19 protein-coding genes are annotated in these 20,555 nt (G+C 71.4%); 12 read left to right on the top strand and 7 right to left on the bottom strand.

Features of this window, described 5'->3' with window-relative positions; translation table 11 throughout:
• Positions 1-82: 82 nt before the first annotated feature.
• Positions 83-577 (bottom strand): DUF3145 domain-containing protein, encoded by a 495-nt coding sequence (locus AB0950_RS05040; protein ID WP_360143980.1) that lies wholly within the window; start codon positions 575-577, stop codon positions 83-85.
• 273 nt (positions 578-850) lie between these two features.
• Between AB0950_RS05040 and AB0950_RS05035 the strand changes: the two genes are divergently transcribed.
• Together AB0950_RS05035 and AB0950_RS05030 are read left to right on the top strand one after the other, a co-directional pair.
• Positions 851-1,738, top strand: a complete 888-nt coding sequence (locus AB0950_RS05035; RefSeq protein WP_360143983.1) for an SGNH/GDSL hydrolase family protein — start codon at positions 851-853, stop codon at positions 1,736-1,738.
• 26 nt (positions 1,739-1,764) lie between these two features.
• Positions 1,765-2,736 carry an aldose epimerase family protein gene (locus AB0950_RS05030; protein WP_366777822.1) on the top strand — a complete coding sequence of 324 codons (972 nt, stop codon included), beginning with the start codon at positions 1,765-1,767 and terminating at the stop codon, positions 2,734-2,736.
• Positions 2,737-2,849: 113 nt separating this feature from the next.
• Here the strand turns inward: AB0950_RS05030 and AB0950_RS05025 are convergent, their stop codons facing one another.
• The gene (locus AB0950_RS05025) at positions 2,850-5,300 is read right to left on the bottom strand and encodes a glycoside hydrolase family 3 C-terminal domain-containing protein (RefSeq protein ID WP_366777821.1); all 2,451 of its coding nucleotides are present in this window, start codon (positions 5,298-5,300) and stop codon (positions 2,850-2,852) included.
• A gap of 109 nt (positions 5,301-5,409) precedes the next feature.
• On the opposite strand from AB0950_RS05025, the gene AB0950_RS05020 reads away from it, so the two are divergent.
• Positions 5,410-5,991 carry a TetR/AcrR family transcriptional regulator gene (locus AB0950_RS05020; protein ID WP_360571002.1) on the top strand — a complete coding sequence of 194 codons (582 nt, stop codon included), beginning with the start codon at positions 5,410-5,412 and terminating at the stop codon, positions 5,989-5,991.
• 4 nt (positions 5,992-5,995) lie between these two features.
• Here AB0950_RS05020 and AB0950_RS05015 read toward each other — a convergent pair whose 3' ends face one another.
• Genes AB0950_RS05015 through AB0950_RS05005 form a run of 3 tightly spaced genes read right to left on the bottom strand, consistent with a single transcriptional unit; the run spans position 5,996 to position 7,637 of the window.
• A complete protein-coding gene (locus tag AB0950_RS05015; RefSeq protein ID WP_360571000.1) occupies positions 5,996-6,328 on the bottom strand; it encodes a YrdB family protein in 333 nt (110 codons plus the stop codon).
• A 44-nt stretch (positions 6,329-6,372) separates the two neighbouring features.
• Positions 6,373-7,176: an EI24 domain-containing protein gene (locus AB0950_RS05010; RefSeq protein ID WP_366777820.1), complete on the bottom strand. Its 804-nt coding sequence runs from the start codon at positions 7,174-7,176 to the stop codon at positions 6,373-6,375.
• Between the two features lie 23 nt (positions 7,177-7,199).
• The gene (locus AB0950_RS05005; protein ID WP_360144001.1) at positions 7,200-7,637 is read right to left on the bottom strand and encodes a MarR family transcriptional regulator; all 438 of its coding nucleotides are present in this window, start codon (positions 7,635-7,637) and stop codon (positions 7,200-7,202) included.
• 98 nt (positions 7,638-7,735) lie between these two features.
• Between AB0950_RS05005 and AB0950_RS05000 the strand changes: the two genes are divergently transcribed.
• Together AB0950_RS05000 and AB0950_RS04995 are read left to right on the top strand one after the other, a co-directional pair.
• On the top strand, positions 7,736-8,734 hold the full coding sequence (locus AB0950_RS05000) for an NADP-dependent oxidoreductase (protein ID WP_360144004.1): 999 nt from the start codon (positions 7,736-7,738) through the stop codon (positions 8,732-8,734).
• Positions 8,735-8,852: 118 nt separating this feature from the next.
• Positions 8,853-9,272 carry an organic hydroperoxide resistance protein gene (locus tag AB0950_RS04995; RefSeq protein WP_360144007.1) on the top strand — a complete coding sequence of 140 codons (420 nt, stop codon included), beginning with the start codon at positions 8,853-8,855 and terminating at the stop codon, positions 9,270-9,272.
• Positions 9,273-9,409: 137 nt separating this feature from the next.
• Here the strand turns inward: AB0950_RS04995 and AB0950_RS04990 are convergent, their stop codons facing one another.
• Complete coding sequence (locus tag AB0950_RS04990) at positions 9,410-10,561, bottom strand: serine hydrolase domain-containing protein (RefSeq protein WP_366777819.1); 1,152 nt, start codon at positions 10,559-10,561, stop codon at positions 9,410-9,412.
• 215 nt (positions 10,562-10,776) lie between these two features.
• A complete protein-coding gene (locus AB0950_RS04985; RefSeq protein WP_366777818.1) occupies positions 10,777-11,814 on the bottom strand; it encodes a hypothetical protein in 1,038 nt (345 codons plus the stop codon).
• Between the two features lie 201 nt (positions 11,815-12,015).
• Between AB0950_RS04985 and AB0950_RS04980 the strand changes: the two genes are divergently transcribed.
• The 7 genes from AB0950_RS04980 (at position 12,016) to AB0950_RS04950 (ending at position 20,469) form a co-directional block, all read left to right on the top strand.
• Positions 12,016-13,179, top strand: a complete 1,164-nt coding sequence (locus AB0950_RS04980; protein ID WP_366777817.1) for a mandelate racemase/muconate lactonizing enzyme family protein — start codon at positions 12,016-12,018, stop codon at positions 13,177-13,179.
• The gene (locus tag AB0950_RS04975; RefSeq protein WP_360144019.1) at positions 13,176-14,180 is read left to right on the top strand and encodes an alcohol dehydrogenase catalytic domain-containing protein; all 1,005 of its coding nucleotides are present in this window, start codon (positions 13,176-13,178) and stop codon (positions 14,178-14,180) included. The genes AB0950_RS04980 and AB0950_RS04975 overlap by 4 nt, the downstream gene beginning before the upstream one ends.
• Positions 14,181-14,308: 128 nt before the next feature.
• Complete coding sequence (locus AB0950_RS04970) at positions 14,309-15,280, top strand: hypothetical protein (protein ID WP_360144022.1); 972 nt, start codon at positions 14,309-14,311, stop codon at positions 15,278-15,280.
• 36 nt (positions 15,281-15,316) lie between these two features.
• A complete protein-coding gene (chvE, locus tag AB0950_RS04965) occupies positions 15,317-16,426 on the top strand; it encodes a multiple monosaccharide ABC transporter substrate-binding protein (RefSeq protein ID WP_360570992.1) in 1,110 nt (369 codons plus the stop codon).
• A gap of 32 nt (positions 16,427-16,458) precedes the next feature.
• Positions 16,459-18,009, top strand: coding sequence for a multiple monosaccharide ABC transporter ATP-binding protein (mmsA, locus tag AB0950_RS04960; RefSeq protein WP_360144027.1), 1,551 nt, complete (start codon positions 16,459-16,461; stop codon positions 18,007-18,009).
• Positions 18,006-19,250 carry a multiple monosaccharide ABC transporter permease gene (mmsB, locus tag AB0950_RS04955; protein WP_360144030.1) on the top strand — a complete coding sequence of 415 codons (1,245 nt, stop codon included), beginning with the start codon at positions 18,006-18,008 and terminating at the stop codon, positions 19,248-19,250. The genes mmsA and mmsB overlap by 4 nt, the downstream gene beginning before the upstream one ends.
• 55 nt (positions 19,251-19,305) lie before the next feature.
• Positions 19,306-20,469: an aldose epimerase family protein gene (locus AB0950_RS04950; RefSeq protein ID WP_366777815.1), complete on the top strand. Its 1,164-nt coding sequence runs from the start codon at positions 19,306-19,308 to the stop codon at positions 20,467-20,469.
• Positions 20,470-20,555: the final 86 nt, after the last annotated feature.

Raw genomic sequence — 20,555 nt, 5'->3', positions numbered from 1 at the left:
AGCGGCAGGGGCCCTTTCGCTTGCTTCTCTTGCCCGGTCACGGGTGCCCGATCACAGGGGCCCGGTCAGGCGGAACGGAACCTCAGACCACCTGGTGCAGCCAGCGCACCGGTGCGCCCTCGCCGGCGTACCGGAAGGGCTCCAGTTCGTCGTCCCACGGCTTGCCCAGCAGCTTGGCGATCTCGGCCTCCAGGTCGGTCTCGCCGCGCTGGGAGCGGATCAGCGCCGCGCGGAGGCGGTCCTCGGGGATGAGGATGTCGCCGTGGATGCCGGTGACGGCGTGGAAGATGCCGAGGTCGGGGGTGCAGCTGTAGCGCTCGCCCTCGGCCGTCGGGCAGGGCTCGGCGGTGACCTCGAAGCGCAGCAGGTGCCAGCCGCGCAGCGCGGAGGCCAGCTTGGAGGCCGTACCGGCCTCGCCCTGCCAGGAGAACTCCGAGCGCCAGGTTCCGGGGGCGGCGGGCTGCCGGATCCAGTCGAGGCTGACGCGCGTGCCGAGCACCCCGGCGACGGCCCACTCGACGTGCGGGCACAGCGCGCGCGGCGCGGAGTGCACGTACAGAACTCCACGTGTCGTCACCGGAACCTCCGGGCAGAGCGGGACATCTTGCGGACTGGCTGGCGGCAGTGGCACGACGGCCGCGTTGATGGCGAGGCTACCCTGCGGCGGTGCAAGGAGTGTGACGTACCGTCGGTCCCGGTGCCAGGAAACCTCCGCCATTCACCCAGGGGGACGCTTGTACGGGGGTGCTCCGTTCCAGGGCGCCGGTTCGGGAACCCTCGCACGTTGTTATGGGGGGAAGCACACACGTTCACCCGGAGGACCGGGTCCGGCGACGAGGGGACCAGCAGGATGCGCAAGCCGAGCAGCCGTACGCGAGCCGCTCTCGCCGTCGTGGCGGCCGCGGTGCTGGGCCTCGCCGGATGCGACAGCGCGGGCGGGAGTTCGCCCGCGCCGCAGGGCACCAGGGCGCGCGCGGCGGGGCCGGTGTGGAACCGCAGCCCGGACTCGGTCGCCGCGGTCGGCGACTCCATCACCCGCGGCTTCGACGCGTGCACGGTGCTGTCGGACTGCCCCGAGGTGTCCTGGGCGACGGGCAGCGACACCGAGGTGGACAGCCTGGCGGTGCGGCTGCTCGGCCCCGCGGGGGCGGCCCGGCGCAGCTGGAACTACGCGGTGACCGGCGCCCGGATGGCGGACCTGCCCGAGCAGATGGCGCAGGCGGCGGAGCACAGCCCCGGGCTGGTGACGGTGATGGTGGGCGCCAACGACGCCTGCCGGTCCTCGGCGCGGGCCATGACCCCGGTGGCCGACTTCCGCGCCGACCTCGAGGAGGCCCTGCACACCCTGCGCGCCGCGTCGCCGAAGTCGCAGGTGTACGTGGCGAGCGTGCCGAACCTGAAGCGGCTGTGGTCGGAGGGCCGGACCAGTCCGCTGGGCAAGGAGGTGTGGAAGCTCGGCATCTGCCCGTCGATGCTGTCGGACGCGGACGACCTGACCAGCGCGGCCATGCTGCGCCGGGACCGGGTGCAGCAGCGGGTGGTGGAGTACAACGAGGTGCTGAAGGAGGTCTGCGCCCAGGACCGCCGCTGCCGCTTCGACGACAACGCGGTCTACGACTACCGGTTCGGCACCGGCCAGCTCAGCCGCTGGGACTGGTTCCACCCCAGCAGGGACGGCCAGGCGCGGCTCGCGGCGATCGCGTACCGGACGGTCACCGCGGCCGATCCGGTTGGCTAGGACACCTATCGCCTACTGTTTTCCACATGAGCGAACTTTTCGGCACGGTTTCCGACGGCACGCCGGTCCACCGCTGGACCCTGGAGCGCGCCGGGACACGGGTGGAGGTCCTGACGTACGGCGGGATCGTGCGGTCGGTCGAGGTGCCGGACCGGGAGGGCCGGACGGCGAACGTGGTGCTGGGCTTCCCCGGCCTGGACGGCTATCTCGCCCATCCGGAGCCGTTCCTCGGCGCCCTGATCGGCCGGTACGCCAACCGGATCGCGCACGCACGCTTCCCTCTGGACGGCGCGGTCTACGCCCTGGAGCCGAACGAGGGCGCGAACTGCCTGCACGGCGGCGCGCGCGGCTTCGACAAGCGGGTGTGGGACGCCGAGCCCGTCGAGCACGGGGTGCGGCTGTCCCGGGTGAGTCCGCACGGCGAGCAGGGCTTCCCGGGCCGGCTCGAGGTGTCGGCGACGTACACCCTGGACGCGTCGGGCGCGCTGCATCTCGCGTACGAGGCGGTCACGGACGCGCCGACCGTGGTCAACCTGACCAATCACAGCTACTTCAACCTGGCCGGCGCGGGCCACGCGGGCGGGCACGAGCTGCGGCTCGCCGCGTCCCGCATCACCCCGGCCGGCGCGGGCCTGATCCCGACGGGCGCCCTGGAGGACGTGACCGGCTCCCGGTTCGACTTCCGTACGGCCCGCAAGGTCGGCTCCGGCTACGACCACAACTTCGTGCTGGACAAGGGCGTGACCGCCGCCCCGGAGCAGGTCGCCGAGCTGCACGACCCGGCCTCCGGCCGCACCCTGACCGTGTCGACGACCGAACCGGGCCTCCAGCTCTACACCGCCGACCACCTGGGCGAGCCGTTCGCCCCGTGCGACGGCATCGCCCTGGAGACCCAGCACTTCCCGGACTCCCCGAACCAGCCCGGCTTCCCGAGCACGGTGCTCAGGCCGGGCGAGGTGTTCCGGTCGGAGACGGTGTACGGCTTCGGGGTCCGCTGACGTTCCGCCCCGCTGCGGCGCCCAGAAGGGGCGCGGGGAACGGCGCGAGCACCTCGCCCCGGTCCAGGGGTCAGGTCCCGGACCGGGGCTGCTCGTGGGGGACTTGTCCCGGATCAGACGTTAATCGGCGCGGTGAGCCTGCGGTCCGCGATCGAGCGTCCGGCGGCGATCTCGTACGAACCCTTCACAAACGACCACGCGTTCGACGCCTCGTCCCAGATCTCGAAGGCGCGGCGCGGCAGGGCGACGGTCACCTCGGCGCTCTCGCCGGGACCGGCCTCGGCGGAGGCGAAGCCGGCGAGCCAGCGGGACGGGCGCCCGGGGTCGGGCTCGGCCGGGGCGAGGTAGACCTGGACGACCTCGCGGCCGGGCCGCTCGCCGGTGTTGCGGAGGCGGACGCGGGCGGCGGGGCCGTCGGCGCCCGGGAAGACCTCCAGGGACTCGTAGGTCCAGTCGGTGTAGCCGAGGCCGTGCCCGAAGGGGTACGCCGGGGTGCGGCCGGCCCGCTCCCAGGCCCGGTAGCCGATGAACACGCCCTCGGTGTACGGCAGTTCGCCGTCGGTCGGGGTGACCTGGGTGACCGGGGCGTCGGTGAGGGAGCCCCAGGTGGTGGGGAGCCGGCCGCCGGGTTCGTGGGCGCCGGTGAGGACGTCCGCGAGGGCGGCGCCGCCTTCCTGGCCGGGGAACCAGCCGAGCAGCACGGCGGCGACGTCCTCGCGCCAGGGCAGTTCCACCGGGGAGCCGGAGTTGACCACGACCACGGTGTTCGGGTTGGCGGCGGCGACCGCGCGGACCAGTTCGTCCTGGCGGCCGGGGAGCCTGAGGTCCGTGCGGTCGAAGCCCTCGGACTCGACACGGTCGGTGGTGGCGACCATGACGACGGCCGTATCGGCGTTCCGGGCCGCCTCGACGGCCTCGGCGATCAGCTCGTCGGGTTCGCGCTGCGGCTCACAGTGGGCGAGGGTGAAGGTGACGACCTTCATCGGGATGTCATCGGGGAGCTGGACGACGTGGGTGAGGGAGACGTCGACCGGTTCGCCGGCGGTGAGTTCGACCTGGGCGCGGGGGACGGGGGCGCCGAAGAAGGCCTCGAAGGGGTCGTCCTTGCCGGGGCGCTGGACGTCGTCGTAGTACGTCGTGCCGTCGATGGTGAGGGTGAAGGCGCCCATGCCCTTGATGCCGAAGGTGTGCGGTCCGGTGGTGCGCGGGATGAAGGTGCCGGTCAGCTCGACGGTGTGCAGCGTGTCGTGGGTGACGCCGTCGGGGAGGTCGGAACCCATCCACTGGATCAGGCCGCCCGGGGCCGAGCGGGTGCCGATGAGGGTGCCGTCGGCGTCGCGGCACAGGGCGGTGAGGCGGAATCCCTGGTCGGCGGCGGCGAGTTCGGTGGCCGGGTCGGCGCCGACGGCGTAGCTCAGGGCGCCCTCGGGGAGGGCGGCGGCGAGGCCGTCGAGCGGCGAGACGATCCGGGCCGGGAAGACGGTGGCGGAGCCGCCGCCGAGGACGCGGGCGTCGCGGGCGGCGGCGCCGATCAGCGCGACGGTGCCGCCCTTCAGCGGGAGCACGTCCCGTTCGTTGCGCACGAGGACGAAGGAGCGGCGGGCGATCTCGCGGGCGAGCTCGATGCCGTCGACGGCTTCGGGCGGCTCGGCGACGACGGGTTCGGCGCTCTGAAGGATGCCGACGCGGGCGGCGAGGAGGAGCACCCGCCGTACGGCGGCGTCGACGGCGGCCTCGGCGACCCTGCCGTCCCGCACGGCCTGCGCGAGGGCCTCGCCGTAGACGGTCTGCGGGCCGGGCATGGCCACGTCCAGCCCGCCGTTGACCGCGCCGGCCGTGTCCCGGGCGGCCGTCCAGTCGGAGACGTTGACGCCGTCGAAGCCCCACTCGCCGCGCAGGACTTCCTGGACCAGGTGGTGGTGCTCGGTCATCGTCGTGCCATTGACCGAGTTGTAGGCGGTCATGACGCCCCAGGGGCGGGCGTTTTCGACGATGGCCTCGAAGGGGGCCAGGTACAGCTCGCGCAGGGCGCGTGCGGGGACCAGGTTGTTCACGGTGAGGCGGTCGGTCTCGGCGTCGTTGGCGACGAAGTGCTTGACGGTGGTGCCGACTCCGCCGGACTGGACGCCGGTCACATAGCCGCTGCCGATGACGCCGGTGAGGTACGGGTCCTCGCTGTAGCACTCGAAGTGCCGGCCGCCGAGCGGGGAGCGGTGCAGGTTGACGGTGGGGGCGAGCAGCACGTGGACGCCCTTGCGGCGGGCCTCCTGGGCGAGCAGCAGGCCGGCGCGGCGGGCGAGTGCGGGGTCCCAGGTCGCGGCCAGCGCGGTCGGGGAGGGCAGCGCGACGGAGGGGTCGTCGGCGCTCCAGCGCACTCCCCGGACGCCGATCGGGCCGTCGGACATGACGAGGGACTTCAGGCCGATCTCCGGCAGGGCCGGCAGCGTCCACATGTCCTGCCCGGCCAGCAGCCGCGTCTTGGCGTCCAGGCCGAGTTTGCCGAGAGCGGCCTCGACGACCGCCTCGCGGGCCGTGTCGGCCGGTGTGCGCTGGGATCCCGCCATCGCGGTGCCTCCTGAATGGGGTGCGTCCGTGCAGGGCGCCTCCATCGTGCACCGGCAGCCTGTAACATGGTAGGTTTCGTTACCTTGCCGTTATTTTCGAGTAATCTAGATGCCGTACCGTGACGTCATGAACGCGAGGGTCAGGAGCGAGGAGCGGCGCGCGGAGATCGTGGGGGCGGCCCTGGAGGTGATCGCCGAGCGCGGTTACCGGGGGGCGAGCCTGGCGGCGGTGGCCGAGCGCGTGGGCCTCACCCAGCAGGGCCTGCTGCACCACTTCCCCACCAAGGAGGCCCTCCTGGTGGCCGTGCTCCAGGAGCGGGACCGGTGGGACGCGGTACCCGACAGCCAGTGGCGGGTGGACCTGCTGGCCTCGCTGGTGGAGTACAACGCGATGCGGCCGGCGATCGTCCAGACCTTCTCGGCGCTGCTGGGCGAGAGCGTGACGGAGGGGCATCCGGCGCGGTCGTACTTCACCGAGCGGTACACGCGCGTGCGGCAGTCCATGGCGGCGGTGCTGCGCGCGGAGTACGGCGACCGGCTCCCGAACGGCCTCACCCCCGAACGGACCGCCCCGCTCCTGATCGCCGTGATGGACGGCCTGCAGTACCAGTGGCTCCTGGACCCGGAGTCGGTGGACATGCCGGGCGCGTTCCGGGACTTCCTGCGGCTGCTGGGGGAGCCGGCCGGCTGAGGGGCTACTGACCCCAGACGGCGGCGAGGCTCTTGCTCACCGCGCAGGCGACGGCCAGGGCCAGCGCCCACCCGACGGCACCGGCCGCGTACAGGGCCGCGACCCCCGCTCCGAACCAGAGCACCTCGAAGCCGGCCCGGCCCGCGCCCCGCGCCTTGAACCTGGCCCGCGGGGAACCGAAGAGCGCCCAGGCGGCCGTCATCACGGTGAGGGCCGCCAGGCCGGCCGCCCAGCCGAGCGAGGAGTCCCGGGCCAGTCCCCAGTAGGCCGCGCCGGCCAGGACGCCCAGCTCCACGAGGAAGAGAACGCCCAGGTTCGCGGCCTTCGCTGTCTGCATGCGGCGCAGTATCACCTGCCGGGCGGCACGGCGGCCACCGGTTCTCAGTCGGCCCGGTGAGCGGGGGCGGCCGGGCCGGAGTCGGCGGGGGCGGCCTCCTCGCCGTCCTCCCCCAGCAGTTCGCGGGCGAGCAGGGTCGCGCCCGCGACCGCGCCCGGCATCAGGAACACCGCGACGAACGGGACCAGGAAGGCGAGGCCGAGGGGGGTGCCGAAGCCCCAGACCAGGGTTCTGCGGGAGCGGAGCAGGGCGAGGCGGGCGCGCAGTTCGACGCCGCGGCGCTGGAGGGCGACGGCGGTGAGTTCCTCGGTGAGGAAGAAGCCGGTGACGAAGAAGCCGATCACGGGGACGACCGTCTGGCCGACGACGGGAAGGAAGCCGAGCGCGAACAGCAGGACGCCCCACAGGGCGGCCCGCACCAGGACGCGCACGCTGTCCCGGGCCGATATCCACAGCTCGCGCCACAGCGGCAGTTCCGAGCGCGGGGCGGTGCCGTCGGGCGAGACATCGGCGTCGACCTTCTCCGACAGGTTCTCGTAGAAGGGCTGGCCGACCAGGAGGGTGACCGCGGTGAAGGTCAGCACGGCGAGCAGCAGGCCGAGGGTGAAGAGCACGGCCGTCAGAAAGCCGCGGAACAGGCCCTGCCAGGGGCTGGACCAGTCGTCCGCGAACGGCGTCACCCAGCCGACCGCGTCCTCGCCCCACACGGCGAGCGCGACCAGCGCCGCCGCGTAGAGGACCAGCGTGATCAGGCCGGGCAGCAGCCCGAAGCCGTACGAGCGGCCGTGCCGGGCCATCCAGCGCTGGCCCTTCAGAAGATGACCGAATCCCACCCCAAGATCACGCATGCCGCAGACTTTACCGGCGGGGCTCAGGCGTCCAGCATCCGGCGGAGCAGGTCGCGCAGGGAGCGGCGCTCCTCCTCCGACAGGCCGGCGAGCGGCTCGCGGGCGAAGCGCAGGCCCTCACGCAGGTCGGTGGCGAGGCGGACGCCCTCGTCGGTGGCGGCGGCCAGCTTCACCCGGCGGTCGGCGGGGTCCGGGCGCCGCTCGACCAGGCCCCGGGACTCCAGGCGGTCCACGATCCCGGTGACGTTGGACGGCTCGCACTTGAGCTTCTGCGCCAGCTTCCGCATGGGCAGCGGCTCCAGCGAGAGCAGGCTGAGCAGCCGGGCCTGGGGTCCGGTCAGCGCGTGCTCGCCCGCCGCCTTCTCGTAGTCCGCGTAGAAACGGGCGACGACGTCACCGATCAGTTCGACGACCTCCATGGTGAGGGCGTCGGGGCGGCGGGTCTTCGATGGGGTGGACATGGTCTCGAGGATACCCGGTTACTTGACATCGTGAAATATTCAGGAGCATGGTTGTTTCAGGTTCTGAAGTATTTGCACCAGGTGAGAAAGGCCCCTTCATGATCAACCGCGAGTGGCATCTGCTCAGCCGTCCCGTGGGCTGGCCGAAGCCCGAGGACTTCGCGCTCGTCGAGACCCCGGTGCCGACCCCGGGTGAGGGCCAGGTGCTGGTGCGCAACAAGTACCTCTCCGTCGACCCGTACATGCGGGGCCGAATGAGTGCCGCGAAGTCGTACGCCGCGCCGTACGAGCTGGGCAAGGCCATGCAGGGCGGCGCGGTCGGCGAGGTGATCGCCTCCGACGCCGAGGGCATCACGCCCGGCGACCACGTCCTGCACTTCTTCGGCTGGCGGGAGTACGCGGTCATGGACGGCAAGCACGCCGTGAAGGTCGACCCGGAGGCCGCCCCCCTGTCGACGTACCTCGGCGTCCTCGGCATGACCGGCCTGACGGCCTACGCGGGCCTGCTGCGCACCGCCTCCTTCACGGAGGGGGACATCGTCTTCGTGTCCGGCGCCGCGGGCGCCGTGGGCAGCCAGGTCGGGCAGATCGCCAAGCTCAAGGGGGCCTCGCGGGTCATCGGCTCGGCCGGGTCCGACGAGAAGGTCCGGCTGCTGCGGGAGGAGTACGGCTTCGACGCCGCGTTCAACTACAAGAACGGGCCGGTGAGCGAGCAGCTGCGGCAGGCCGCGCCGGACGGCATCGACGTGTACTTCGACAACGTCGGCGGGGACCACCTGGAGGCGGCCGTCGGCTCCCTGCGCGAGCGCGGCCGGATCGCCGTCTGCGGCATGATCTCGGTCTACAACAACACCGAGCCCGCGCCGGGCCCCAGGAACCTCGCCCGCCTGATCCAGACCCGGGGCCGCATCGAGGGCTTCCTGGTCGGCGACCACTACGACCTGCAGCCGCAGTTCGTGCGGGAGGTCGGACCGTGGGTCGCCTCGGGGCGGCTGAAGTACCGCGAGACGGTCGTCCAGGGCATCGAGAACAACCTGGAGGCCTTCCTCGGCGTCCTGCGCGGCGACAACACCGGGAAGATGATCGTCAAGCTCTGAGGCACGCTCCAAGGCCCGGGAAGCTTCCCTGGAGTTTCCGGTATGCGGTAACTTCTTTCCGAAATCCGCCGTCGATCGTGGGCGCGAGTCGCGGCGGACCGAGGAGGAGGACAACCGCATGCCCATCACGCAGTCCGACGTCCTGTACACCGCCGTCGCCACCGCCGAGAACGGCCGGGACGGCCGGGTCGCCACGGACGACGGCCGACTCGACGTCGTCGTCAACCCGCCGAAGGAGATGGGCGGCAGCGGCGCCGGGACCAACCCGGAGCAGCTGTTCGCCGCGGGATACTCCGCCTGCTTCCAGGGCGCGCTGGGCGTCGTCGCCCGGCAGGAGGGGGCCGACGTCTCCGGCTCGACCGTCACCGCGAAGGTCGGGATCGGCAAGAACGACGACGGGTTCGGGATCATCGTGGAGATCTCGGCGAGCATTCCGAACGTCGACGCCGCGAAGGCCCGGGAACTGGTCGAGAAGGCGCACCAGGTGTGCCCCTACTCGAAGGCGACGCGAGGGAACATCAGCGTGACGCTGGTCTGACGGCCGTCGTTGCGTACTGCGGAGACCGCACCCTTGGACGTGGGGTGCGGTCTTCTTTTCGGCGGGGGGCGTCTGCCGGGTGCTGTGCGTTTTCGGGTGCGGGTGCCTCGTGGCTGGTCGCGCAGTTCCCCGCGCCCCTAGGGAGTCAGCGCCGCCCGGTGCAGCACGCGCACGAAGCGTTCGTTCTCCGGTGCCGCACCCCCCGGAAACGCCATCCGCCTGCGCGTGTAGCCGTAGGCGAGGCCGCTGCGGGGGTCCGCGAAGGCCTGGGAGCCGCCCGCGCCGCTGTGGCCGAAGGCGCCGGCGCCCAGGACCGGGTGCCACACGTCGGCGGTGGCCTGGAAGCCTAGGCCGTACGACTTGTGGGCGCGGGCCACCAGGTCGTAGCCGACGGAGTGGATCTGGCCCACCTCGGCGACCGTGTCGGGCTTGAGCAGCGGCGGGCGGTCGTCCAGTTCGCTGATCGCCGCCGCGTACATCGTCGCGAGCCCGCGCGCGGAGGCGACGCCGCCCGCCGACGCCGGTCCCTTGGCGCGGACGAGACGGGAGTTGGCGTACTCCTCCAGGGTGACCGGCTCCGGCGCGTGCGCGTTGAAGGCGATCGAGGCCAGCGAGTGCGGGCCGGTCGGCTGGGCGTCCAGCAGGGCCTGCTGCTCGGGGGTCGGGGCCATCGGCCGAACCGGGCGGAAGCGGGGCTCCTGGGACTCGGGCAGCCCCAGGAAGAAGTCCATGCCGTACGGCGCGCGCACCCGCTCCTCGTAGACCTCCTGGAGCGTGTGGCCCGTGGCCCGGCGGACCACCTCGCCGGTGAGCGCGCCGATCACGAGCGCGTGGTAGCCGAAGGCCGTCCCCGGGCGCCAGAACGGCTTCTGGTCGGCGAGCCGTTCGGCCATCGCCCGGTCGTCGGCCAGTTCCTCGGCGGAGAACCCGGCGTCGATCCCGACCAGGCCCGCCCGGTGCGTCACCAGCTCCCGCAGGGTCACCGCGCCCTTGCCCTCGGCGCCGAACTCGGGCCAGTAGTAGGTCACTTTGCGGTCGAGCTCCAGCGTGCCGTCCTGCACCAGGAGGGCCACCACCAGATGCGCGGCCCCCTTGGTGGACGAGAACACGCCGTACAGCGAGTCCGCCTCGCCGCCCGCCCACAGGTCGACGACCCGCCGACCGTGCACGTACGCGCACAACTGGCCCTCGTAGTCGTCGCGTTCGGCGGCGACGAAGGCGGCGAACTCCTCGCGCACCGCCTCGAAGCCCTCGGCGACCGTGCCGTGGACGGTGATCTGCTGCGTCATCCGCTCTCCTCAACTGAGCCGCTGCTCGCTGCTCCCCCTCGCACAACGCCCGTTCCCGCTGCGGACGTTCCCGAGACCGGTACGGCGCGATGTGCCCGTTCGACTCAACCGCCCAGCGCGCCCAGGGGTGTCATCGCTGCCCCGGATGGCGGATGGCGAGGGGTGGCGCACCGCTGCGCGGCCGGGCCCGGCCGCTCCCCGGAAGCCGGTGCGGCTCAGGTGCACCACCACAGGAAACGGGTGCAGGTCTTGCTCGGCGCGGGTGCCGGGGCCGGGTGGGACGCCGTGGGGGCGCTGGACGGAGTGGCGGCCGGAGCGGACGTCGCGGGGGGCGCCGGGGCCGCGGAGGTGGCGCCGGAGCCCGTCCCGGCGGTCTGCCGCGGCGAGCCGGTGTCCTTGGCGCCGGGCGTCTTGGAGGCTTTGTCCTTGGGGGACTTGGAGGCGGACGCGGAGGCCGAGGCGTCCGGGGAGGCGGAGCCGCCCGCGCCCGGGGACGTGCCGGAGACATCCGCGGCCGGGTCGGCCGTGGCGCCGGGGGACGCGGAGGACGTGCCGCCGTCGGCGGCGGCGCCCTCGGCGCCGTCGGACTGTCCGCTGGAGAAAGGCGAGAAGGGCGCGTCCGTGCCGAGTTCGGCAAGGCCCAGGCTGCCCGCGGCCAGCACGAATCCCGCGGTGATCAGCACGGCACGGCGGCGCCGGCGCCGGTGTGCGGCGGCCTTGCGGTCGCGGCGGCTGGAGTCGGCGTCGGCGGGGCTCACCGCGGCGGCGCCGCGTGCCCGGCGCCGGGCGGCGCGGCCACCGGGCTCGGGGGTGTCCGGATCGGCAGCGGGATCGGGCTCCGCTTCCGGCCCGGGGTCCGCCTCGGCATACGGCTCGGAGTCGGGTCCGGCCGCATGGCCGAGGCCGCTCGCGGGCCCGGAGCCGGCGTGGGCCTCAGAAGGGCCGGAGGGCGCGGCGGGCGTGGAGGGCGCGTACCACTCCTGGGGGGAGCCGTGGCGCTGCGCGGGGACGTGCGCGTCGTACGGGCCGTACCCCTGCGGAGGAGTGCCGTAGCCGGCCTCGGCGGGCGGCCGGCCGCCAGGGGGGCCGTAGGCGGCCTCGGCGGGACCCTGGCCGCCGTAGCCCGGTGTTCCACCCGTGCCCGCGCGCGCGTGCGCGGCCGCCGCGTCCGCGGCGGCGCGTACGGGAGTTCCGCACCCGGGGCATGCCAGGGCGCCGTTCAGGTGCCGTTGGCACGGGTGGCAGTAGTCCATGACGCCGGAAGACTAGATTCCCGATCGGTCCGGTTCCTAGGCACGATTGTGAAGGTTTGGTGGAGTAGCGAAACAATTCTCGAAAGGCTTGCCGAAACCGTTACCTGTTCGACCCATTGACACCCCTACCGCACCGTCCTTACTGTCACGCCAGCATTTCGAACGTGTGACGAAATCTCGAACAACCGAGGGGCAACTGCCGTGCGCATCACCGGAATCAGCACACACGTGGTCGGCACGCCATGGCGCAACCTGACCTACGTCCAGGTGCACACCGACGAGGGGATCACGGGAGTCGGCGAGACCCGGATGCTCGGTCACACCGACGCGCTGATCGGCTATCTGCGCGAGGCCGAGGCCAATCACATTCTCGGCTCCGATCCGTTCGCGGTCGAAGACCTGGTGCGCCGGATGAAGTACGGCGACTACGGCCGCGCGGGCGAGATCGTCATGTCCGGCATCGCGGTCGTCGAGATGGCGTGCTGGGACATCAAGGGCAAGGCGCTCGGCGTGCCGGTGTGGCAGCTGCTCGGCGGCAAGGTGACCGACAAGGTCAAGGCGTACGCCAACGGGTGGTACACGACCGAGCGAACGCCGGAGGCATACCACAAGGCCGCCCAGGGGGTCATGGAGCGCGGGTACAGGGCGCTGAAGATCGACCCGTTCGGCACCGGACACTTCGAGCTGGACCACCAGGAGACCCTGTACGCCGTGTCGCTGATCGAGGCCGTGCGGGACGCGATCGGCCCGGACGCCGAGCTGATGCTGGAGATGCACGGCCGCTTCTCCCCCGCCACCGCCGTCCGGCTGGCCAAGGAGATGGCTCCGTATCGGCCGGCCTGGCTGGAGGAGCCGGTGCCGCCGGAGAACCTCAAGGCGCTGCGGAAGGTGGCCGACAAGGTGGACATCCCGGTCGCCACCGGTGAGCGGATCCACGACCGGATCGAGTTCCGCGAGCTGTTCGACAGCCAGGCGGTGGACATCGTCCAGCCCGACGTCGGCCACCTCGGCGGCATCTGGGAGACCCGCAAGCTCGCCGCCACCGCAGAGACCCACTACATGCTGGTCGCGCCGCACAACGTGGGCGGCTCGGTGCTCACCGCCGCCTCCCTCCAGGTCGGCTTCACCTCGCCGAACTTCAAGATCCTCGAGCACTTCAACGACTTCGCGGACGCGGAGATCAAGAAGGTGGTCAAGGGCGCGCCGCAGGTGAACCCGGAGGACGGCTGCTTCCACCTCTCCGACGCGCCGGGCCTCGGGGTCGAGCTGGACGTCGACGCGGCGGCCGAGTTCCCGCAGCAGCGGGCCCACTTCGACCTGTGGGCCGAGGGCTGGGAGAAGCGCAACCCGAAGGACGGCCAGTGAGCTCGCAGGTCGTCGTCCGGGCGCCCGGCGAGCACCGGGTCGAGCCGCACACGCCGCGCGAGCCCGGGCCGGGCGAGGCCCTGGTGGCCGTGCACGCGGTCGGCATCTGCGGCAGCGACCGCGAGGTGTACCAGGGCAACCGGCCCGAGGGGTACGTCCGTTACCCGCTGACCCCCGGCCACGAGTGGTCGGGGACGGTGTCGCGGGTGGGCCCCGGGGTGCCGGAGGGACTCGTCGGCCGCAGGGTGGTCGGTGAGGGCTTCCGCAACTGCCAGGTGTGCGACCGCTGCCACGCGGGCGAGACCACGCTGTGCACGGCCGGGTACGAGGAGACCGGGTTCACCCAGCCCGGCGCCATGGCCGCCACGCTCACCCTGCCGGCCCGGCTGCTGCACGTCCTGCCGGACGACGCCGACCTCACCGCCGCCGCCCTGCTGGAGCCGGCCGCCTGCGTCGCCGCGGCGGCCCTGAAGGCGAACGCCCGGCCGGGCGAACGGGTCGCGGTGGTCGGCACCGGCACGCTCGGGATGTTCGCCGTGCAGTTCCTGCGGGCGGTCTCCCCGGCTCAGCTGCTCGTCGTGGGAACGTCGAACGCCCGGGAGGCGCTGTCCCGGCAGTTCGGGGCGGGCGACTTCCGGCTCAAGGACCAGCAGCTCCCCGACGACTTCGACGTCGTGATCGAGACCGCCGGGTCCGCGTCGGCCGCGCGCACCGCCGCCTCGCTGCTCCGGCGCGGCGGGCGCCTGGTCCTGACCGGGATCCCGGCGCCGGGCGCGGACGGGCTCGACCCGACGGACCTCGTCGTACGGCAGCTGGAGGTGCACACCGTCTTCGGGGCGCCGCCGGACGCCTGGGCGCACGCCGTGCGGGTCTTCGGCGCCGGACTGCTCGACCCGCTGCCGCTGGTCACGCACGAGCTGCCGCTGACCGAGTTCCCGGAGGCCATCGAGTTGGCCGGGGCCGGCGATCCGAAGGTGGGCAAGGTGCTGCTCCGCCCCTAGAGACGTACGCCGGGCAGGGCGTGACCTGACGGCGCCCTGACCGGCGTACCACCAAGGCGGCAGCGCCTTTTTTCACACCCAGAGCCGCGAACCTCGTCCGACATACCGAACACCACGAAGGACAGCTTGTGACGACCGACGCTTCCGCCCCGGCGGCCCGCCGACCCGGTGAGCAGGCGCTCACCTCTCTCGGCCTGGGCGCGCCCGCCCTCGACCCCGCCGACGCCTCCGCCCACAGCTTTCCCGGCGGTGGCCGCTGGCGCACCGAGATCCCCTCGTGCGAGGGTCCCGAAGCGCTGGCGGTCGTCCTGAAGGAGTCCTCGCGCCTCGACGTGCCGATCCACCGGATCAGCCAGGGCAGCGGGGTGTGGATGCTCACCGACGCCGAGATCACCGAGATGGTCGAGGCCACCGCCGCGCGCGACATCGAACTCTGCCTGTTCACCGGCCCGCGCGGCACCTGGGACATCGGCGGCTCGGTGCGCTCCGACTCGCGGGGGGCCGGACTGCGCGCACGGGGCCACGACGCCGTCGCCGGCTGCGTCGAGGACGCCGTACGGGCCACCGAACTGGGCGTCAAGTGCCTGCTGGTCGCCGACGAGGGCGTGCTGTGGACGCTGCACCGGGCGCGCGAGAACGGCATCATCCCGGCCGACACCACGCTGAAGGTCTCGGCGCTCATCGGCCCCGTCAACCCGGCCTCGTACGCCGTCTTCGAGCGGCTCGGCGCCGACTCCGTCAACGTGCCCAGCGATCTGACGCTGGACCACCTCACCGAGATCCGGCGGGTGTCCCGCGCCCCGATGGACATGTACATCGAGGCACCCGACGACCTCGGCGGCTATGTGCGGATGTACGAGGTCGCCGAGCTGATCCGGCGCGGCGCACCGCTCTACCTGAAGTTCGGCCTGTCCAAGGCGCCCGGCATCTACCCGTGGGGCACCCACCTGCGCGACGTGACCCTGGACACCGCCCGGGAGCGGGTGCGGCGCGGCCGGCTCGCCCTCGACCTGCTCGCCCGGCACGGCGCGGACGGCGACATGGCACCGCTCGGCTCCCGCCTCCCCGGCCCGCTGAACCGCTTCCCCAGCAACGCGTGACCCCTCAACGACGAGACGACCAAGGACGGACACACCATGCGCAACCGCAGAGCCGCACTCACCGCCATAGCCGGAGCCGCCTCGCTCGCCCTGACCCTGACCGCCTGCGGCCAGAGCGGCTCGGGCGGCAGCAAGGAGAAGACGGGTGACGTCAAGGGGGCCACCATCGGCATCGCCATGCCGACCAAGTCCTCCGAGCGCTGGATCGCCGACGGCAACAACGTCGTCAAGAACCTCAAGGCCAAGGGCTACAAGACCAAGCTGGTCTACGGCGAGGACGACCCCAGCACCCAGGTCTCGCAGATCGAGAACCTGATCACGCAGGGCGTGAAGGGCCTGATCGTCGCGGCGATCGACAACAAGTCGCTGAACAACGTGCTCCAGGAGGCCCACTCCGCGCACATCCCGGTGATCGCCTACGACCGGCTGATCCTCGGCACCCCGAACGTCGACTACTACGCCTCCTTCGACAACGAGAAGGTCGGCGTTCTGCAGGGCACCTACATCGTGCACAAGCTCGGCCTGGACGCCGGCAAGAAGGGCCCGTTCAACATCGAGCTGTTCGCGGGCTCCAACGACGACAACAACACCAAGTACTTCTTCAGCGGCGCGATGAGCGTGCTCCAGCCGTACATCGACAAGAAGCAGCTGGTGGTCAAGTCCGGGCAGACCAAGCTCAACCAGGTCACCACCCTGCGCTGGGACGGCACCACCGCCCAGAAGCGCATGGAGGACCTGCTCACCTCCTCCTACAAGAGCGGCCGGGTCGACGCGGTGCTCTCGCCGTACGACGGCATCTCCATCGGCATCCTGTCCGCGCTGAAGTCCGACGGCTACGGCTCGGGCAGCAAGCCGCTGCCGGTCATCACCGGCCAGGACGCCGAGCTGGCCTCGGTGAAGTCGATCATCGCCGGGCAGCAGACGCAGACCGTCTACAAGGACACCCGGCAGCTCGCCAAGGTCGCCTCGACCATGGTCGACGACGCCCTGAAGGGCGAGAAGCCGCAGGTCAACGACACCAAGACGTACAACAACGGCAGCAAGGTCGTGCCCGCCTACCTGCTGCAGCCGGTCAGCGTCGACAAGTCCAACTACCAGCAGGTCCTGGTCGACGGCGGCTACTACACCGAGTCCGAGCTCAAGTAAGTCCCGCCCCCTACGGATTGGAAGGCACGACCATGGCGGGACCCGTCCTGGAAATGCGCTCGATCGTCAAGACCTTTCCCGGTGTCAAGGCGCTGTCGGACGTCACCCTGACCGTCCGGCAGGGCGAGGTCCACGCCATCTGCGGGGAGAACGGCGCCGGCAAGTCGACCCTGATGAAGGTGCTCTCCGGCGTCCATCCGCACGGTACCTACGAGGGCGAGATCCTCTTCGAGTCGGAGGTCTGCCGCTTCAAGGACATCCGGGCGAGCGAGCAGCGCGGCATCGTCATCATCCACCAGGAGCTGGCGCTGGTGCCGTACCTCTCCATCGCGGAGAACATCTTCCTCGGCAACGAACACGCCACGCGCGGGCTCATCAACTGGCGCGAGACCCTGCGCCACGCCACCGAACTGCTGCGCCGCGTCGGCCTCGACGAGCACCCGGAGACCCGCGTCGCCGACATCGGCGTGGGCAAGCAGCAGCTCGTGGAGATCGCCAAGGCGCTGTCGAAGGAGGTGAAGCTGCTCATCCTCGACGAGCCGACGGCGGCCCTGAACGACGAGGACAGCGGCAAACTCCTCGACCTCATCCTGGAGCTGAAGAACCAGGGCATCACCTCGATCATCATCTCCCACAAGCTGAACGAGATCCGCAAGGTCGCCGACTCGGTGACGATCATCCGCGACGGGCGGTCGATCGAGACCCTCGACGTGAAGGCGCCGGAGACGACCGAGGACCGGATCATCAGCGGCATGGTGGGCCGCGACCTGGACCACCGGTTCCCCGAGCGCACCCCGCACCGGCCGGAGGAGGGCGCGGCGCCCGCGCTGGAGATCCGCAACTGGACCGTGCTGCACCCGATCGACCAGCAGCGCAGGGTCGTGGACGATGTCTCGCTCCACGTCCGGCGCGGCGAGATCGTCGGCATCGCGGGCCTGATGGGCGCCGGCCGCACCGAACTCGCGATGAGCGTCTTCGGCCGCACCTACGGCCGCTACGCGGGCGGCACGGTCCTCAAGGACGGCGCCGAGATCCGCACCAAGACCGTCGCGGAGGCGGTGGAGCACGGCATCGCGTACGTCACCGAGGACCGCAAGCACTACGGCCTGAACCTCATCGACACCATCAACCGGAACATCTCGCTGACCGCCCTGAGGAAGGTCGCCAGGCGGGGCGTGGTGGACGAGCAGGCCGAGCGGCAGGTCTCCGAGGGCTTCCGCACGTCGATGAACATCAAGGCGCCGACGGTGTTCGAGCCGGTGGGCAAGCTGTCCGGCGGCAACCAGCAGAAGGTCGTCCTCAGCAAGTGGATCTTCGCCGGTCCCGATGTGCTGATCCTGGACGAGCCGACCCGCGGCATCGACGTGGGCGCCAAGTACGAGATCTACACGGTCATCGACCAGCTCGCCGCCCAGGGCAAGGCGGTCGTCTTCATCTCCTCCGAACTGCCCGAACTGCTCGGCATGTGCGACCGCATCTACACGATGGCCGCCGGGCGGCTGACCGGTGAGGTGCCGCGGGCCGAGGCCACGCAGGAAGTGCTGATGCGCCAGATGACGAAGGACAAAGAGGTAACGCGATGAGCACGGACGTCACCGACAAGAGCCCGGCCGCCGCGCCGCCGGGCAGGTCCGGCCCGGGCGCCGGCGAGGGTCTGCTGCAGCTGATACTGGGCGGCCTGCGCCGCAACATGCGCCAGTACGGCATGCTGATCGCGCTCGGCCTGATCGTCGTCCTCTTCCAGATCTGGACCGGCGGCGACCTGCTGCTGCCGCGCAACGTCTCCAACCTGGTGCTGCAGAACAGCTACATCCTGATCCTCGCGATCGGCATGATGCTGGTGATCATCGCCGGGCACATCGACCTGTCGGTCGGCTCGATCACGGCGTTCGTCGGCGCCTTCGCGGCCGTGCTGACCGTGCAGCACCATGTGGCCTGGCCCGTCGCCCTGGTGCTGTGCCTGCTGGTGGGCGCGGTGGCGGGGTCCGTGCAGGGCTTCCTGATCGCCTACTTGGGCATACCGTCGTTCATCGTCACCCTCGCCGGGATGCTGCTCTTCCGCGGCCTGACCGAGATCTTCCTCAAGGGCCAGACCCTCGGCCCGTTCCCGAACGGCCTGCAGAAGATCGGCAACGGCTTCCTGCCCGAGGTCGGCCCGAACACCAACTACCACAACCTCACCCTGCTCCTCGGCATCGTCCTGATCGCCACCGTCGTGTGGCAGGAGGCCCGCGACCGGCGCCGCCAGCAGGAGTTCGCCCTCGACGTGGTGCCGAGGAACCTCTTCCTGCTGAAGCTCGTCGCGCTGGTCGCGGCGATCGTCGCCCTCACGATGCTGCTCGCCAGCTACGACGGCGCGCCGATCGTGCTGATCATCCTCGGCGCGCTGGTGGGCGGCTACGGCTACGTGATGCGCAACTCGGTCTTCGGCCGGCACATCTACGCCATCGGCGGCAACCTGCCGGCGGCCAAGCTGTCCGGCGTCAAGGACAAGCGCATCACCTTCCAGGTGTTCCTGAACATGGGCGTGCTCGCGGCCCTGGCGGGTCTGGTGGTCGCCGCCCGTCTGAACGCGGCCTCGCCGAAGGCGGGCGACGGCTTCGAACTGGAGGCGATCGCCTCCTCGTTCATCGGCGGCGCCTCCATGAGCGGCGGAGTCGGTACCGTCCTCGGCGCCATCATCGGCGGTCTCGTCCTCGGCGTGCTGAACAACGGCATGAACCTCCTCAGCGTCGGCACCGACTGGCAGCAGGTCATCAAGGGCCTGGCCCTGTTGGCGGCGGTCGGGTTCGACGTGTGGAACAAGCGCAAGTCCGGTTCGTAAGTCAGCTCGGGCCCCGCCTCTTCGGGCGGGGCCCCTCCTCTTTCGGGAGCCGCACATGGAACTGAACAGACGCACGGTCATCGCAGGCGCCGCGGCGGCCGGGATCGCCGCCACCACCCTCGGCCCGGGCAGCGCCCAGGCCGCCGCCGGCTCGCCGGGCGGCCGCAAGCCGGTGAAGGAACTGTTCGGCACGCTCGCCGACGGCACCAAGGTCCACCGCTGGTCGCTGGAGAACGGCGGCACCCGGCTGAAGGTCCTCTCCTACGGCGGCATCGTCCAGTCCCTGGAGATCCCCGACCGGCACGGCCGGTACGCCAACGTCTCCCTCGGCTACGACGACCTCGACTCGTACGTGAAGGGCACGACGTACTTCGGCGCCACCATCGGCCGCTACGGCAACCGCATCGCCAAGGGCCAGTTCACCCTGGACGGCAAGAAGTACCAGCTGTCCGTCAACGACGGGGTCAACAGCCTGCACGGCGGCGCCAAGGGCTTCAACACCAGGATCTGGGACATCGATCCCTTCGCCTCCGGCTCCGACGTCGGCCTGCACCTGTACTACACGAGCGTCGACGGCGAGATGGGCTACCCCGGCACGCTGAAGACCAAGGTCACCTTCACACTGGACCGGCACGGCGACTGGCGGATCGACTACGAGGCGACCACCGACAAGCCGACGATCGTCAACCTCACCAACCACACGTACTACAACCTCGCGGGCGAGGGCAGCGGCGGCGTCTACGACCACGAACTCTGGCTGGCCGCGAGCCGGTACACCCCCACCGACACGGGCCTGATCCCCACCGGCGAGCTGGCTAAGGTCAAGGGCACCCCGTTCGACTTCACGCACGCCAAGCCGATCGGCCGGGACATCCGCGTCGGCCACCCGCAGCTGGTCACCGCCAAGGGCTACGACCACAACTTCGTGCTGGACAAGGGCGTGACCGCGCAGCCCGAGCACGTGGTGACCCTGCGCGACCCCGGCTCCGGCCGCACCCTGAAGATCCACACCGACCAGCCCGGTGTGCAGTTCTACTCGGGCAACTTCCTCGACGGCACCCTCGTCGGCCAGTCCGGCCACACCTACCGGCAGGGCGACGGCCTGGCCCTGGAGACCCAGCACTTCCCGGACTCGCCGAACGAGCCGTCGTTCCCGTCGACGGTGCTCAGGCCCGGCCAGACCTACCGCACGACCACGATTCACCGGTTCGGCGTCTGAAACGTCGTTCACGTCACCCCAGTTGAACGGTGACACATCCGTCTCCGTACTGAAGGGCGGCCCGTGCTCCCCCGCACGGGCCACCC

The sequence above is a fragment of the Streptomyces sp. NPDC007189 genome (assembly GCF_040703635.1).
Lineage (GTDB): Bacteria > Actinomycetota > Actinomycetes > Streptomycetales > Streptomycetaceae > Streptomyces.
The sequence above is the reverse complement of the archived record's forward strand: the minus strand, read 5'-3'. Positions and strand labels throughout refer to the sequence as shown.